We start from the raw sequence: 14,697 nt of genomic DNA, 5'->3' as shown, positions 1-14,697 counted from the left end.
CAGCCCGGGGATTTCGCCTCAGCGGCGGGGAGCGCCGTCGGAGCTTTCCGCGGTATAGGCGGGCGGATCGCTGGCGGGGAAGGACATCTCCGATGCCTGCTCCACCAGATCCTCCTCTTCCAGCCAAGTGCGCGTGGGACGGGCCTTCCCGCCGGGACGGCGCAGAACCTCCGCCACACCGTTGTCCGGGGTCCGGGGATAGGCCGGGTTGTCGCGGCCGGCACGCGGCAGGTCGGGTGCCAGCCCGCCGCCGGCCCTGCCCTGGGGCCGATGCATCGGGGGGACCTGTCCCGACTGGCCGGTCTGCCCGGTCCCGGTGATGCCCATGGCCCGATAGGCGGGACAGTGGCCGGTGACGGCACGGGTCAGCAGCAGGCCGCCGGCCAGCACCGCCAGGGTGCCACCCGGGCCTCCACGGCCGAGCCCTGCCAGCAGCAGGGTGCCCCCGAGACCGGCCGTCACCATCCGCTCGGCGGGACCGACATTGACGGGGCCGAACGGCAGGGTGTTGGAGATGAACGTCTGGGACCTGTTCACGATCGACCGCTCCGCTGGTTACGTGGGCACGGTTCGCCCTCCGCCCCGGAACAGCCACGGGCCCGGGGCGTTCCCCGACCCGCTCCGGAAGCCCGCCGTTACGGCAGCAGCGCCCCCAGCAGTGCCGCCTGGGTCCGGTTGTGAACGTCCAGCTTCTGGAGGATGGTCCGGACATGCACCTTCACGGTGCCCTCCCGCATGCCGAGCCGCCGCGCCATCTCCTTGTTGGAACGGCCCTCCCGGAGCAGATCGTAGATTTCCCGCTGGCGGGCGGTGAGGCGCTTCAGCCGGTCCGTCGGGGACAGCCCGATCCCGTCCGCCCGACCGTGCGGAAAGCGCGGCAGGGGGATCAGATCGACCCCCGTCAGAACCAGGGCGATCGCGTGCTCCAGCGCCTCCGGCCCGGCCGATTTCGGCAGCAGGCCCCGGGCCCCGGCGGAGACGGCCGCACGCACGGCGCCGGGGCCGGCATCGCCCGACAGCAGCAGCACGGGCACGGGGGCGACGTCCCGGACCAGCGCCGCGAGCACCGACGCATCGGACGGCATGACGGCATCCAGGTCGAGCAGCAGCAGATCGGCGCCGAAGGCGCGGCAGAGGTCGCGGGCATGGCCCGACGACAGCGCCTCCACGGCGACGGCGCCTGGCACGGCCCGCGCCACCAGGGCATCTGCCCCCCCGTCCGTGGACGGCGGATCCCCGACCACGACGATGCGGCGGACACCCGGCCGTTGAACGGTTCCCGGCACCCGGGCCGACGTCATCATCCCTGCCGGAAAAGCCTGAACGGGCATCGTTTCGCTGAACAGGATAGACATGGCCGCCTCCCCACCCGGATCAGCACACCGGCAGACAAGATGACAGCGCATCGCGCGCGCATCGTGGTACCAGTACAGCTTTCCATGAGACGCTAGCATTGCCGTGCGCCTTAGTCTAGTCTGTACCACTTGCGGTATCTATTCAAAAAATGCGGATTTATTAACCATTTAATTTCTTGATGCCGACAACATTTAATGAAAACTTTTCCTAAAATTGAATCTGTTTCCGGGAATTCTCGACCTTGAGGCGGAGGCCGGCATGCGGACGATCATGTTGATCGACCACGATCTTCTGTTCGGTGCGGGACTCAGCGCCCTGCTCGCGGAAACCGGACTGCTGGTGGCGCCGGTGGTGGCGAGCCTTGCCGCCGCCCTGACCGAACTGGAAGCCGGATCGACGCCGGCCGTCATCATCCTGGACCCGGCCGGCATCTCCGACCCGCTTCCCGTGGCAGACCAGATCGCCCGGCTGCGGAAAGCCGCGCCCGAGGCCGGGCTGGTGGTGCTGACCGGGGCATTGGACGGCGACATCCTGTGCGCCTGTCAGGAGAGCGCGGCCGACGCCTGCCTGTCGAAGGCGATGCCCCTGGAAGCGGTGCGGCGGACCCTGCATCTGGTCATGCTGGGGCAGCGCGTGCTGCCGGCGGCAGCTCTCTCGACCACCGCCACGGAGAGTCCCGGACCGGCGGACGAACCGGGCCGTGGCCCCGACCTGCTGACGGTGCGGGAGCGGGAAATCCTGAGCTGTCTGCTGGGCGGCGGCTCAAACAAGGACATCGCCAGCCGCCTGAACGTGGCCGAATCCACGGTGAAGATGCACTTCAAGGCGCTGCTGCGGAAACTGCGTGTGCAGAACCGCACCCAGGCCGCGATGTGGGCGCTGTCCAACGGGATCGAGCCGCGCCTCTGAGCCCCCCGAGACAGAAGGGGGCACCCGAGGATGCCCCCTTCCCCACCCGATACGGGCTGCCGGCTACGGGAAGATGATGACGGAGCGGCGGTTGGACGGTTCACGCACACCGTCCGCGGTCGGAACCAGGGGATCGGTTTCGCCGCGGCCCTCGATGGCGATCTGATCGGCCGGAATGCCCTGCGTGATCAGGAAATCGCGCACTGCCTCCGCCCGGCGTATGGACAGACGCTGGTTGTAGTCGGCCGGACCGGAGGTGTCGGCGTGGCCGGTCACCTGGACGGCGAAGATGTTGCCGCTGCGGGCATCCCCGGCGACCGAGCGCAGCACCTGCCGGGCATCGGCGGTCAGATCGGACCTGTCCCAGTCGAAGAAGACCGTGAAGTTGCGGGTGATCGCCGGCGCCGGCGGCGGCGGGGCCGGCGGCACTACGGGCGCCGGAGCGGGCTCGGGTGCCGGGACGGATGCCGGAGCGGCACCGAAGGTCCAGCGCAGGCCGACGAGTGCCGTATGGCTCTGGTAGTCGAAATCAACGGGGGCCGATCCGAGACCCGCGCCGGCTGCCCGGATCTTCACCGTGCCGGTGTCCAGGAAGCGGTAGCCCAGGGTCAGATCCAGGGTCGGAGAGAGCGCGTAGCTCACACCGGCCGCGAGCTGCCAGGCGACGGCGCGGTCGTCCTCGTCAACGATCAGGCCGGGCGCGAACAGCTCACCGGCATCGTTCAGCCCGACCGAAGCCATGCCGGCACCGACCCCGAGATAGGGCCGGAAGCGGCTCATCCCCGCGAACTCGTAGTAGAGCACGCCCATGAAGGTCCAGGCGCTGACATCCCCCGCGCCGCCGGCCCGGCCGGGCAGCCCGCCGGCGATGTCGCCGATCGTGCTCTCGCTCCGGCCGATCTCGACACCCGCCCGGATGCCGTTTCCGAGACGGTAGCCCCCCTCGACCAGCAGCGTGTAGCCGTCCTTCAACTCGATGTCGTTGCGGACCGTCGACAGGCTCGCCTCGATGTCCTTCGCCCAGGTGTAGCCCCCCTGGACACCGAGATAGGGTCCCTCGACGGTCCGGGCAGCCAGCCCCTGTGGCAGAACCAGGACCACCACGCCCCCGAGCAGCGCATTGCGAAGTTTCATCCCTCTTCCTCCTTTTGCGGCTCGCCGCTCCGGCAGCCGTCCGAGGACGGCGTCTGCGGGAAGGCAGACGCAACTCCACCGCAAAAAGAGCCTCAAGCGAAAGAATACTTCACAGACGGCAACGAATTGGATCGGGCGTGACCTTCATGCAACTATACCGACAGGACAGGTCCCGCCACAGTCCACCCGTCCGGATCCCGCAACGAAAAAGGGGCGCCCCGAAGGACGCCCCCTTTCCCGTCGTGAAACGGACTTTCCGCTCAGGGGAAGATGATGACCCCGCGGCGGTTGGACGGCTCGCGCACACCGTCCGCGGTCGGAACCAGCGGATCGGTCTCGCCACGGCCCTCGATCGCAATTTCGCCGGCCGGGATGCCCTGGGCGATCAGGTAGTCCCGCACGGCCTCGGCCCGGCGCATGGACAGGCGCTGGTTGTAGTCGGCCGGGCCGGACGTGTCGGCGTGGCCGGTGACCTGCAGCGCGGCGATACCGCCGGTGCGGGCGTCGGCGGCGACCGACTGCAACACCTTCTCCGCGTCCGGGGTCAGGGTCGCCTTGTCCCAGTCGAAGAAGACGGTGAAGTTGCGGGTGATCGCCGGCGCCGGCGGGGGCGGCGGCGGGGCCGGCTGCGCCACGGGAGCGGGCGCAGGCTCGGGCGCCGGGGTCGGCGCCGGGGCCGCACCGAAGGTCCAGCGGACGCCGACCAGCACGGAGTGGCTCTGGTAGTCGGTGTCGAACTGGGTGCCGCCGGTCGGGCGGATGTCCAGATCCTCGCTGCCCAGGAAGCGGTAGCCCAGGGTCAGGTCCAGGTTCGGCGACACGGCATAGGCAACGCCGGCCGCGACCTGATAGGCCAGGGCGCTGTCGCTGTCGGAGACCCGGTTGCCGGCTGCGAAGACATCGGCGGCGCCATCGACCTTCGCGCGGATCACGCCGCCGCCGAGGCCGATGTAGGGCCGGAAGGCCGTGCCGGTGTCGATGTCGTAGTAGGCGGTCGCCATGAAGGTCCAGGCGTTGATATCGCCCGCACCGCCGGCGCGGCCGGCAGCACCGCCCTTGATCTCGTCAATGGTATGGTCGGTGTAGCCGACCTCGGCGCCGAAGCGGAAGCCGTTACCGAGACGGTAACCGCCCTCGATCACGCCGGTCCAGGCGCCGTCGAAGGTGGCCGTGTTGCGGATGGCACCGTCGAACTCGGTATCCTGGAGCCAGTTGATACCGGTCTGGGCACCGACATAGAAGCCCTCGCCCGTGGCCTGCTGGGCCGACGCGGCGGCCGGCACGACCAAGGCGATGGCCGAGCCCAAGAGCATGTGGCGAAGTTTCATTCTGTTTGTCCTTCTCCTTATGGGCCTTACGGCCTCTCCCTTCGGTTCTCCACCGAAGTGCACGGTGCTTTGTCCCGTGAAAGGGACCCAGGCGCCAGAGCCCCGGCAGAGGTACCGCAACCTTGATGACGCCTCAAGGCGGCGAGACTGTGGCGGACCTGCCCCCTCCGGAATGGGTAGCCCTGACAGCCCGCGGCTGACCCGGGCAGTCAGGCGGCACGCCCCATCGCCACCGAGGCCGCGCGTGTCGCCTGCTGCGGATCATCGAAACTGCGCCCGTGCAGCGCCTGAGCCTTTGGATGGACCGCATGGAAGATCACGCCGGACCGCCGGTCGTCGTTCGTCGGAATGACGAGACCGACGGCCTCGTCTTCGATCTCAATGACATAGCTGAAGCGATCAGACATCTGTGACCCCTGTCACACCTCGGGGCCCGACGGCCCCGGAGTGAAAGCGGGGCTGGCAGGTGGTGCGGTCATATCAGGGGAGCCGACGGGCTTTCCATCTCGCTTCGGTGACAATGCCCTCGGCCAACCGGCCGCCTTCTCTCCCGCGGAAGAAGTAGCCGCCGGGCGGACAGGTCGATCTTGACGCTTTGCCGCAGGCATCCAGCCGCTAAGGTCGGTTCCCCCCTTCCGGCGACGGAATGCCGCGACCGCCCCGCCGGTCCGGGCCGGCGGGGATCCGACGACCACGGAGATGCGACAGTGACCGCTCCCGCGACGACCGTTCCCGCGACCGCAGCGGCAGGAACCGCCCCCGGCCTGTCCTGCCCGTTCCCCGCGGTCCCCTCGGAAGGGTCCGTTCTGGACGTGGCCGACGGGGTGTCCTGGGTGCGGATGCCCCTGCCCTTCGCCCTGGACCACATCAATCTCTGGCTGCTGCGCGACGGCGACGGCTGGGTGGTGGTGGACTGTGGCGTCGCCAGCAACCGCACCCGAGCCGCCTGGGAATCGGTGTTCGGCACCGTGCTGGAGGGGCGGCCGGTGACGCGGGTGATCGTCACCCACTTCCACCCCGACCACATGGGGCTGGCTGCCTGGATCTGCGGGCGGTTCGGTGCGGACCTGCTGATGACGCAGACGGAATGGCTGTATGCCCGGCTGCTGAGCCAGGACCGCAGCACCTCGATGGCGGAGTCGTCGCGGTCCTTCTACGCCATGGCCGGGCTGGACGCGGAGCAGCTGGCCGCCATGGCGCAACGGGGCAACCCCTATCCGCACGGGGTCCCGGAGGTGCCGGCCACCTACCGCCGGCTGCGCCACGGCACACGGCTGACCATCGGCGGACGCACCTGGGAAGTGGTCGTCGGCGGCGGCCATTCACCCGAGCATGCCTGCCTGTGGTGCGCCGACGCCCGCATCCTGATCTCCGGCGACCAGGTGCTGCCCCGGATCAGCCCGAATGTCAGTGTCTGGCCGGCGGAACCGGACGCCGACCCGATCGTGGACTTCCTGGACAGCCTGGCGCGGCTGGAAACCCTGCCGGAGGAGACGCTGGTGCTGCCCTCGCACGGGCTGCCGTTCCACGGCCTCCGCTCCCGCTGCCGGCAGCTTGCGGAGCACCACCGGGAGCGGTTCGAGGAGACGCTCGCGGCCTGCGCCGAGACTCCGCGCACGGTCATGGAGCTGACGGCGATCCTGTTCCGCCGGCCGCTGGACACCCATCAGTTGAGCTTCGCCGTGGGGGAGGCGCTGGCGCACCTGAACCACCTGCTGGTCCGGGGCACGCTGCGGCGCGAGCGGGACGGCGCTGGCATCCTGCGCTTCCGCACGGTCGGCTGACCCGCCCGGCGGCGTCACTCCGGCAGCGGTTCGAACTGCCGGGGGTCCAGCAGGACGGAGACGGCCAGCGTCTTCACCGAGCTGGGATCATCCTCCCGGCGCAGGCGCGCATGCATCTTGCCGACACCGTCGGTCTGGAGGGCGATCACCTCCCAGATGCCCAGGCCGACCCCGATCCTGCGATACCGCTGCCCTTCCGCGACCTGCGCCCGACGTCGCCGCATGCCGCCCCACCTTCCGTTCCGGAAACCCGCTTCTGTCCCCGCCAACGCGCGGAGCGCCCGGCGGTTCCCATGCTGCGCTGCGAACGGCGCCGGAACGGATCGGCCGGCCGGCCGTTATCGCGCCATGACACACGATCCGGAAATCCTGATCTTCGCCCGTCGTCTGGTGCAGGAACTGGGCGGCGACGCCATCACCCTGAGCCGGGTGAAACTGGTCGAACTCACGGCCGCGAACCATGTGCGCGGCGCCCGCTTCTGGCGCGGCGTGATGCAGGCGTGCCAGCACGAACTGAAGGAGCGGGAGGAAGCGGCCGCCCCCCTGACGCCGGCGCTCCCTCCGGAGCCGGTCACGACGCCGGAACCGGCCTTCAAGGCCGCCTGCTGAGTCAGCCTCCCGCCATCAGCAGCAGCGCCCCGACTCCGGCCGCCAGCCCGAGCAGAAGACTCCGCCGGGTCAGGAAGAAGATGGCCAGCGCGATGCCGGTGGCGGACAGCCGGACCGCCAGCGGTACGTCCGCCAGGGGACCGATGGGCAGCAGGATCATCCGGGCGATCAAGCCGGCCAGGAGTGCATAGGCGACACAGCCGACCCAGTCGAAGAGAGGGCTGGCCGGGTCGATCCGCCCGGCGAACAGCACGCCCAGCCCGCGCGAGGCATAGGTGACCAGGGCAGCCCCCAGCACGGCGGCCCAGACCGTCCAGGAGTCGCCCAGAAAACCCGCCGCCTCAGTCATGGGCGGCTTCCCGCGTCTTCAGATGGCGTTCGGCCAGGAAGGCCAGGGTGCCGGCGACAAGACCCGTCGCCAGCAGGCCCCAGTCCGGGTGAAGCAGATGGAACAGCGGCCCCAGCACCGCCCCGAAGACGAGCGCCAGCGCCTTTGCCCGCTGGCGCAGGTCAGCCGCGAAGATCAGCATGAAATAGACGGGATTCAGGAAGACCAGGGCCAGTGTCACCGCCTGCGGCACCACCCCGGCCAGGAAATAGCCGGCCGCCGTGGCCATCAGCGTCACCGCCCACAGGCTGAGGGCGAAGGTGCCGAACCAGGCCAGCCGGTACTCCTGCGGCAGGGTCGGGCAGACCCGCATGGCGTTCGCCCAGCTCGTCACGGCGATCAGGTGGGCAGCAGCGTAATAGCGCCAGACCGGCGTGCCGGGCCGGCGCAGCCACGGCATCAGCGCCACCGTCATCGGCATCAGCCGGGCATTGGTCAACGCCACCGCCATGCAGACAAGCAGGAGCGGCGTGCCCACGGCCAGCAGTTCGACCATGGCGATCTGCCCTGGCAGGGCCCAGCCCGTGGCCGTGGCCGCCAGCGCCATCCAGAGGCCGTAGCCGCTTTCCCGCACCAGCGAGCCGAAGCCGAGGAAACTGGCCCCCAGCACCAGACCCGGAACGCCGCAGGCCTCCAGCAGGGCGGACCGGACGACGGCACGCCGCCCGGCGCGGCCATCGGGCGCGTCGGTCATGGAGAACCGGGGCCGGGATCAGCGCGTGGTTACAGCGGACGGCACCGCCCCGGACGCGGCGACCTGGATGGCCTCCGGCCGGCCCCCGCCCGCAGCGGCGACGCGGGCCGCCGACGGCTTCGCCGGGGCGTCGCAGCGCGGCACCGCAGCCAGCCGCATCGGCCGGTCGGCCTTGAGGGACTCCATCAGATCCTGCCGCGACATCGCCAGCGCCTTGACCACCGCCGGCACATAGGCCTGACAGAACACGGGGTTGGAGAGGGCGATGGCGCGCTGCGACGTCTCGTTGGCGAGGCGGGTGCGGAAGCTGTCGAACTCGCGCGTGGCGTTACCGCCGCGGGACCGCTTGAAGTGCCCGATCAGGGCCTTCTCCCAGCTCACGATGTCGTTGCGGTGCTGAAGCGTGAACTGCTTGTACTGGGCGAACAGGCTGGGGCCGCCGGCCTGGCTCATCTCCCCGCAGGTGAGGCCGACGACCATCAGTTCGGTATGCAGGCGGATGGCCTGCTCCGCCTCGAACTCCGCCTGCGTGTAACAGGGGGCCTTGGCGTGGGCGCTCCCGCTCACGAAGACGGACCCGCCAGCAAGGGCGACGGCGGTGGCCAGAGCGGCAAGACGGCGGAGACGCGGCATCGGGGGGCTTCCCTGGTTGCGTACCGGACGAAGGACGAACGGCGGCGGCGGATGCGGGCCGGATCGGCGGAAACCGCTGGAATCCGGACGATTCCGGGGCCGGATTGTGCCGGAGCCGGGACCGCCCGGCAAGTGCCCGCTGACGCCGGGACGCGGGAAGTCTAGAGTGTGGCTCCCTTTCCACACCCCTTTCTGTCCCATGATCCGGATCGGCATCGACCTCGGCGGCACCAAGATCGAAGGCATCGTCCTGGCGGAGGACGGGCGGCAACTCGCCCGCCGCCGCGTGCCGACACCGCGCGGCGACTATGATGGCACCGTGGCCGCCATCGCCGCCCTGGTCGGCGCGCTGGACCAGGAAGCGGGCGGAATCGGCAGCGTGGGCGTCGGCATTCCGGGCGTGATCTCCCCGCGGACAGGGCTGGTGAAGAACGCCAACTCCACCTGGCTGATCGGCCATCCCCTGGACAAGGACCTGGAGCGCGCCCTGGGACGCCCGGTGCGACTGGAGAACGACGCCAACTGCTTCGCCGTCTCCGAGGCGACCGACGGCGCGGCGGCCGGGGCCGCCACCGTGTTCGGTGTGATCATCGGCACCGGCGTGGGCGGCGGCATCGTCGTCCACGGCCGGCCGCTGACGGGCCGGCACGCCATCGCCGGGGAGTGGGGGCACAATCCCCTGCCCTGGCCGACGGCGGCGGAATGGCCGGGGCCGGACTGTTTCTGCGGGCGCCGGGGCTGCCTGGAGCGCTGGGTATCCGGCCCGGCCTTCGCCCAGGACCACGAACGGAACACGGGGGAGGCCCTGGCGACGGCGGAGATCGTGGCCCGGGCCGCAGCCGGCGACAGCGCGGCCGCGGCCAGCCTGGACCGCTACGCCGACCGGCTGGCCCGCGGGCTGGCCGGAATCGTGAACGTGCTGGACCCGGATGTGATCGTGCTGGGCGGCGGCATGTCGAACGTGGCACGGCTGTACGAGGTGCTGCCGCGGCTGCTGGGCGACTACTGTTTCTCCGACGGCGTGGACACGCCGATCCGCCCCGCCCGCCACGGCGATTCGAGCGGCGTGCGCGGGGCGGCCTGGCTGTGGCAGCCCGGTGACGTCTGAACGGGCCTTGCCGGGCGGTCGCCGTTTTTGAAAGCGCCCCGCCCACGGATTTTGAAAATCGGCGGACCGTGGCCGGCGGATACGGGAAGGTCGCCCGATTCCCGTGAACGGGATTTTGAAAATGCCGCCGGTCGTCCTGCCCCGCACTAAACCGGCGACGGAAAGCCTGACCGTCAGGACACGACGCCGCGGCTGCCGGACCGGGATTCGGTGGACAGCCACTTTTTCAAAGGCCGGCGCATTGTTTCACTGGCAATTCGTTGCGGCATGTCCAATATGAGGGTTGTTATTCCTGTCATCCTCCGGCACCAGATGGCCGCCACCCCATGCGGGGACGATGCCTGTGCGGAGCTTGGCTTCCGAACAACCGGCCTTGAAATCGTGAACGCGCCTCATGACGCAAGAGCCTCTCTGGCAACCGAGTGACATCTTGAAAGCCGAACCCGATACCGACGCCGATACCCCGAAGCGCCGTGGACGTATCCCGCAGTCAGCGTGGCCGCGAATCCTGGAGATGTACAGGTCGGGTGCCACCCTGACCGCCATCGCGCGGGAGTTCGACTGCACGCCCAGCGCAATCTCCTACATCGTGCGCAAGGCGGAAGCCGCCGGCGCACGGGAAGACCAGGAGACCGGGGCGGAGACCGCCGCGACGGTCGAGGCTCCGGCCCAGCCTGCCCCGGCCCGCGAAACCGCGGCACCGGCGGAGGAGGCCCCGCACCAGCCCCGGCTGGAGATGCCTCTCCAGGAAGCCCGCCCGGAGCGGCCGCAGGGCGACCGCCCGCAGCGCGCCGAGCGGGCCGCTGAACGGACGGCCGAACGGGCCGAGGGGCAGGACCGGAGCCAGGAGCGTCCGGCCGAGCGGGTCAACGGCGAGCGTCCCTATGGCGACCGCCAGCAGGGCGACCGCCCCCGTGACCGCCAGCAGGGAGAGGCACGCTTCCAGGGACCGCGTCAGGGAGGTGAGCGCCAGGGCGGTGAGCGCCAGGGCGGCGACCAGCGCCGCACCATGCAGCTCCAGGGCCGTGACCGGAACCAGGGCCGCAACCAGGGCGAACGTCCCGAGCGTGGCGACCGGCAGCAGGGCCGGAATTCGGCCGAGCGGAACCAGGGCGAGCGGAACCAGGGCGAGCGGAACCAGGGCGACCGGACGCAGGCCCCGCGGGGCTTTGCCGACCGGGGACAGGTCGAGACCTTCGATCCGGATGTGCAGATCGGGGAATTCATCGACCGCGAGCGTCCCTACCCCTACCACCGGCAGCAGCGCAATGCCGCCCGGATCGAGGCTCAGGAGACCCCGTCCGAGCCGGCGGATACGCGCATGGCGACCGCCGCCCAGACCTGCGCCGAACTGTACCGGACCTGGAAGGCGAACCCGGCGGACGCCGGCATCCAGGGCCTGGACGATGCGTTGCATGAGCTGCGCCGCGTCATCGCCCGCATGGAGATCGAGATGTCCGCCAGCCGCCGCGAGGAGCAGCGGCCGATCCCGATCCCGTCCTACCGCACGAACCAGCAGCCCCCGCAGCAGCCGCGCGGCTGACGGGACCTCCGGCCCGGAACTCCGGCGTTTCCCCAGGGAAACATGCCGGTGATCCTGTCCGGGACGGATGAGGAGACACGGACAGAAACGGCCCCGCCGGGCACTGGCGGGGCCGTTTCCATGTCGGGTTTTCGGTGTCGGGCTTCCGGTGTCCGGCTTCTCCGATGTCGGGCTGCCGCGCCCCCTGTCAGCAGCGCCGGAGAATGGCCTCTCGCCCCTGTCCGTCGGGCAAGGGCCGGAAGCCCCGGCCCCACCGCGTCCCGGGTCCCCGGATCGGGCAGGCGGCTCAGGCCGACAGGGCGGCCCCGAGGACGAACCAGCCGTAGAGCATGCCGAACAGCGAGGTGACCGCAACGAAGTCGCGGAGATATCCGAAGACCTTGTTGCGGGAGAAGCTCGTCGGCCGGCCGGTCAACGCCGGCCGCAGCGGACCGGACGCCGGGAACACCCCGGCGCAGGAGCGTCCGGAGAGGACGTATCCGGAGTCGGACACGCCTGGAAAGGGGCTGCGGGCGATCAGGATCGGGTTCACGCGTCGCCTCCGTCATTGGACGCCCCGTCCGGGGCGGTTGCGGGTCCGGACCGGCAAGGACTGTCCCGGCGCTTCAGACCTGCCCTGAGCATGAACGAACGAACCATGAACAGCAAGCGGAATGTTCTCCCTCCGTTCTATCGGGCCGAGAGGGTGCGGAACGGCAAGGCGGAGATCGGGGATCGGCAGGACAGGCGCGGATGCGCCCGCCGGTTTCCCGGCGGGCTCCGGAACGGGATCGTCAGCGGCTTGCGGCCTGGGGAGCCGCGCCGCTGTCACGGGCAAGATAGTCGCGGGTGACGGACGGGACGTTCTCGTCCAGCCACCGGATCATCGCCTCCTCCTCCTTGAGGATCTCGTTGGCGATGCGGGCGACCTCGGGCTCGCCGGCGACCTCGGCGGTGGTCGCCAGGATCTTGTAGTTGACCGCCTCATAGTTCTCGAAGGCGTAGTTGGAGATCATGTCCTTCATGATCTCGTCGCTGGCGAACATGTTCATCATCGCCTGGAGGTTCGAACCGAGCTTGGCCACCCCCGTCTTCACGGCGGAGGTGTCGCTGCCCAGCCGTTGCAGGCAGGTCTCCAGCCGCTCGGCCTGACTCTCCGTCTCGATACGGTGCTGCTGCAACTTCTGCTGCACCGCCGGATAGTTCGCCACCCGCTCAAGCTGGCGGTCGATGACGCTGAGCGCCTGCTGCTCCATGGCATAGGCGTCGCGCAGATAGTCGATCAGGGTCTCTTGAGGCGTGGGCATGGGTATGTCTCCCGTTGTCTCCGGCCCCATTGTCATCGGGGCACCCGGAAGAACAGTCGGGAGGCCTGCCTGTCACGCCCCCCCTCGCGCCCCCCCCCCGGTCCGGGGAGGAGAAGACGGACGGGGGTGTCCGCTGGACGGACGGCCCGGAGAGTTATATTGCGCTAAATTATTTTGTGCGCCACTTTATCTCCGTTCCCTTCCCTCTCCGGAGTCCCCCATGAGCACGCTCTATTCCACGACCGTCACCGCCATCGGCGGCCGCAACGGCAGCGCCCGCAGCGACGACGGACTGATCGACCTCCGCCTCTCCCTGCCCGGCGGCCTGGGCGGCAAAGGCGACGCGACCAACCCCGAACAGCTCTTCGCCGCGGGCTATGCCGCCTGTTTCGGCAACGCCGTCCTGCATGCCAGCCGCAGCGGCGGCCCGCGTCTGCGGGACAGCGATGTCGAGGTGGCGGCGACGGTCGGGCTGTCGCCCACCCCGTCGGGCGGTTTCGGCCTGTCGGTGGCGCTGGCCGTCACACTGGCCGGCATCGACCAGAGCGCGGCGGAGGCCCTGGTCGCGGCCGCCCACCGGATCTGCCCCTATTCCAATGCGGTCAGGGGGAACATCGCTGTGGCACTATCGGTCACAACCCGGTAAGCCCGGCCGGCATGATGTGACCCTTACGGAAGGTGGCGATGATCGACCCGGAAAAGGACCCCCTGCGCCTCGACCGCCAGGTCTGTTTTCCGCTCTACGCCGCCTCCAACCTGCTGACGCGGCTGTACCGGCCGGTGCTGTCCGGGCTGGGGCTGACCTATCCCCAGTATCTGGTGATGCTGGTGCTGTGGGAGGAGACGCCCCACAGCGTCGGCTCGCTGGGGGAGAAGCTCTATCTCGACAGCGGCACCCTGACCCCGCTGCTGAAGCGGATGGAGCAGGCGGGCCTGATCAGCCGCAGCCGCGACCCGTCCGACGAGCGGCGGGTGCTGATCGACCTGACGCCCGCGGGCCGCGCCCTGCGCGCCGCGGCCGAGCATGTGCCGGCCACGCTGATGGCCGGCTTCGGCCCGGCCCCGGGCGGGCTGGACACCCTGCGCGACAGCATCCGCGCCCTGGTCGCGGCCCTGAACGCCCATGTCGCGGGAGGGCCTGTCGCGGGAGGGCCTGCCGCGGGAGGGCCTGCCGCGGGGGCCGCCGGCAGGGGGGACCTCCCGGCAGCGGACCCCGCGGACGGGTAAGTCCCGGACCGCCGCTCGGTTTTCCGTGAGGCGTGCCGCCCCGGCCGTCCCCGCGCGTTCAACGCCGCAGCGGGCGCGCGGGATTGCCCACGACGGTGATGTCCGCCGGCACGTCGCCGACGACGACGGCACCGGCACCGACCACGGCCCCGCGGCCGATGCTCAGCCCGGGCAGGACGATGGCGCCGGTGCCGAGGAAGGCATCCTCCCCGCAGCAGACCCGCCCTGCCAGCCGGACACCGGGACCGACCTGCACCCCGTCCAGCAGCACGCCGTCATGGTCCACCGAACAGGCGGTGTTCAGGATGCAGAACCGCCCGACACGCGCCCCCGGTTGCAGGATGGCCCCCGCCGCCAGGATGGACCCGTCGCCGACCGTCGCGGCGGGCGACACCACGGCGGCAGGGTGGACAAGGGTGGCAAGCGTTCCGCCGGCCCCCAGCACGGACAGCGCGAAGGCACGGCGGGCCGCCTGGTCGCCCAGGGCGATGAACAGGTCCGCCTCGACGGCAAGAGCGGCGGTCAGCCCGGTGCCGCCCAGGATCCGGGCGCCGTCGATCATGCCGCCCGGAGCCAGGGTGTCGTCGAGGAAGCCCAGAACGGTGCAGCCGGACAGACGGGCCGCATCAAGGGCAACGCGGCCATGACCACCCGCACCGACAATGACGAGGGGACGCCGGACCATGGAAACGCACCTT

19 protein-coding genes are annotated in these 14,697 nt (G+C 70.3%); 7 read left to right on the top strand and 12 right to left on the bottom strand.

What is annotated here, in order from left to right; all coding sequences use genetic code 11:
* Nucleotides 1-18: 18 nt before the first annotated feature.
* Nucleotides 19-537, bottom strand: coding sequence for a YgaP-like transmembrane domain (locus tag RC1_RS04035; protein ID WP_012566070.1), 519 nt, complete (start codon nt 535-537; stop codon nt 19-21).
* Nucleotides 538-635: 98 nt separating this feature from the next.
* A complete protein-coding gene (locus RC1_RS19855) occupies nt 636-1,355 on the bottom strand; it encodes a response regulator transcription factor (protein WP_184446259.1) in 720 nt (239 codons plus the stop codon).
* Between the two features lie 259 nt (nt 1,356-1,614).
* Here RC1_RS19855 and RC1_RS04025 point away from each other — a divergent pair, with 259 nt between their 5' ends.
* Nucleotides 1,615-2,265, top strand: coding sequence for a LuxR C-terminal-related transcriptional regulator (locus tag RC1_RS04025; protein ID WP_012566068.1), 651 nt, complete (start codon nt 1,615-1,617; stop codon nt 2,263-2,265).
* A gap of 63 nt (nt 2,266-2,328) precedes the next feature.
* Here RC1_RS04025 and RC1_RS04020 read toward each other — a convergent pair whose 3' ends face one another.
* The 3 genes from RC1_RS04020 to RC1_RS04010 all read right to left on the bottom strand — a co-directional run bounded on the left by RC1_RS04020 (nt 2,329) and on the right by RC1_RS04010 (nt 5,134).
* Nucleotides 2,329-3,399 carry an OmpA family protein gene (locus RC1_RS04020; RefSeq protein WP_012566067.1) on the bottom strand — a complete coding sequence of 357 codons (1,071 nt, stop codon included), beginning with the start codon at nt 3,397-3,399 and terminating at the stop codon, nt 2,329-2,331.
* 260 nt (nt 3,400-3,659) lie between these two features.
* A complete protein-coding gene (locus tag RC1_RS04015; protein WP_012566066.1) occupies nt 3,660-4,727 on the bottom strand; it encodes an OmpA family protein in 1,068 nt (355 codons plus the stop codon).
* A 209-nt stretch (nt 4,728-4,936) separates the two neighbouring features.
* Nucleotides 4,937-5,134 carry a hypothetical protein gene (locus RC1_RS04010; protein WP_012566064.1) on the bottom strand — a complete coding sequence of 66 codons (198 nt, stop codon included), beginning with the start codon at nt 5,132-5,134 and terminating at the stop codon, nt 4,937-4,939.
* Between the two features lie 300 nt (nt 5,135-5,434).
* Between RC1_RS04010 and RC1_RS04005 the strand changes: the two genes are divergently transcribed.
* Nucleotides 5,435-6,511 (top strand): MBL fold metallo-hydrolase, encoded by a 1,077-nt coding sequence (locus RC1_RS04005; RefSeq protein WP_012566063.1) that lies wholly within the window; start codon nt 5,435-5,437, stop codon nt 6,509-6,511.
* A gap of 14 nt (nt 6,512-6,525) precedes the next feature.
* On the opposite strand, the gene RC1_RS04000 is transcribed toward RC1_RS04005, so the two are convergent.
* Nucleotides 6,526-6,735 (bottom strand): hypothetical protein, encoded by a 210-nt coding sequence (locus RC1_RS04000; RefSeq protein WP_012566062.1) that lies wholly within the window; start codon nt 6,733-6,735, stop codon nt 6,526-6,528.
* A 124-nt stretch (nt 6,736-6,859) separates the two neighbouring features.
* Between RC1_RS04000 and RC1_RS03995 the strand changes: the two genes are divergently transcribed.
* Nucleotides 6,860-7,120, top strand: coding sequence for a hypothetical protein (locus RC1_RS03995; protein ID WP_012566061.1), 261 nt, complete (start codon nt 6,860-6,862; stop codon nt 7,118-7,120).
* A gap of 1 nt (nt 7,121) precedes the next feature.
* Here the strand turns inward: RC1_RS03995 and RC1_RS03990 are convergent, their stop codons facing one another.
* From RC1_RS03990 to RC1_RS19850, 3 genes are read right to left on the bottom strand one after another with little or no spacing between them, the layout of a single operon-like run.
* A complete protein-coding gene (locus RC1_RS03990; protein WP_012566060.1) occupies nt 7,122-7,469 on the bottom strand; it encodes an AzlD domain-containing protein in 348 nt (115 codons plus the stop codon).
* Nucleotides 7,462-8,202: an AzlC family ABC transporter permease gene (locus RC1_RS03985; protein WP_012566059.1), complete on the bottom strand. Its 741-nt coding sequence runs from the start codon at nt 8,200-8,202 to the stop codon at nt 7,462-7,464. The genes RC1_RS03990 and RC1_RS03985 overlap by 8 nt, the downstream gene beginning before the upstream one ends.
* A gap of 18 nt (nt 8,203-8,220) precedes the next feature.
* Nucleotides 8,221-8,835, bottom strand: a complete 615-nt coding sequence (locus tag RC1_RS19850) for a hypothetical protein (RefSeq protein ID WP_012566058.1) — start codon at nt 8,833-8,835, stop codon at nt 8,221-8,223.
* Nucleotides 8,836-9,034: 199 nt separating this feature from the next.
* Between RC1_RS19850 and RC1_RS03975 the strand changes: the two genes are divergently transcribed.
* Nucleotides 9,035-9,943 (top strand): ROK family protein, encoded by a 909-nt coding sequence (locus tag RC1_RS03975; protein ID WP_012566057.1) that lies wholly within the window; start codon nt 9,035-9,037, stop codon nt 9,941-9,943.
* Nucleotides 9,944-10,457: 514 nt separating this feature from the next.
* A complete protein-coding gene (locus RC1_RS03970) occupies nt 10,458-11,486 on the top strand; it encodes a hypothetical protein (protein WP_041785121.1) in 1,029 nt (342 codons plus the stop codon).
* Between the two features lie 286 nt (nt 11,487-11,772).
* Here RC1_RS03970 and RC1_RS03965 read toward each other — a convergent pair whose 3' ends face one another.
* Together RC1_RS03965 and RC1_RS03960 are read right to left on the bottom strand one after the other, a co-directional pair.
* Nucleotides 11,773-12,018 carry a hypothetical protein gene (locus tag RC1_RS03965; RefSeq protein ID WP_012566056.1) on the bottom strand — a complete coding sequence of 82 codons (246 nt, stop codon included), beginning with the start codon at nt 12,016-12,018 and terminating at the stop codon, nt 11,773-11,775.
* A gap of 241 nt (nt 12,019-12,259) precedes the next feature.
* A complete protein-coding gene (locus RC1_RS03960) occupies nt 12,260-12,772 on the bottom strand; it encodes a ferritin-like domain-containing protein (protein WP_012566055.1) in 513 nt (170 codons plus the stop codon).
* Between the two features lie 220 nt (nt 12,773-12,992).
* Here RC1_RS03960 and RC1_RS03955 point away from each other — a divergent pair, with 220 nt between their 5' ends.
* Both RC1_RS03955 and RC1_RS22450 read left to right on the top strand, forming a co-directional pair.
* Nucleotides 12,993-13,418 carry an organic hydroperoxide resistance protein gene (locus tag RC1_RS03955; protein WP_012566054.1) on the top strand — a complete coding sequence of 142 codons (426 nt, stop codon included), beginning with the start codon at nt 12,993-12,995 and terminating at the stop codon, nt 13,416-13,418.
* 38 nt (nt 13,419-13,456) lie between these two features.
* Nucleotides 13,457-13,999, top strand: coding sequence for a MarR family winged helix-turn-helix transcriptional regulator (locus tag RC1_RS22450; protein WP_012566053.1), 543 nt, complete (start codon nt 13,457-13,459; stop codon nt 13,997-13,999).
* Between the two features lie 58 nt (nt 14,000-14,057).
* Here the strand turns inward: RC1_RS22450 and RC1_RS21665 are convergent, their stop codons facing one another.
* Complete coding sequence (locus RC1_RS21665) at nt 14,058-14,684, bottom strand: NeuD/PglB/VioB family sugar acetyltransferase (RefSeq protein WP_012566052.1); 627 nt, start codon at nt 14,682-14,684, stop codon at nt 14,058-14,060.
* Nucleotides 14,685-14,697 lie beyond the last annotated feature (13 nt).

This window comes from Rhodospirillum centenum SW (genome assembly GCF_000016185.1).
Classification (GTDB): Bacteria; Pseudomonadota; Alphaproteobacteria; order Azospirillales; family Azospirillaceae; genus Rhodocista; species Rhodocista centena.
Note: the sequence above shows the minus strand (reverse complement) of the source record. Positions and strands in the feature narration are given on the sequence as shown.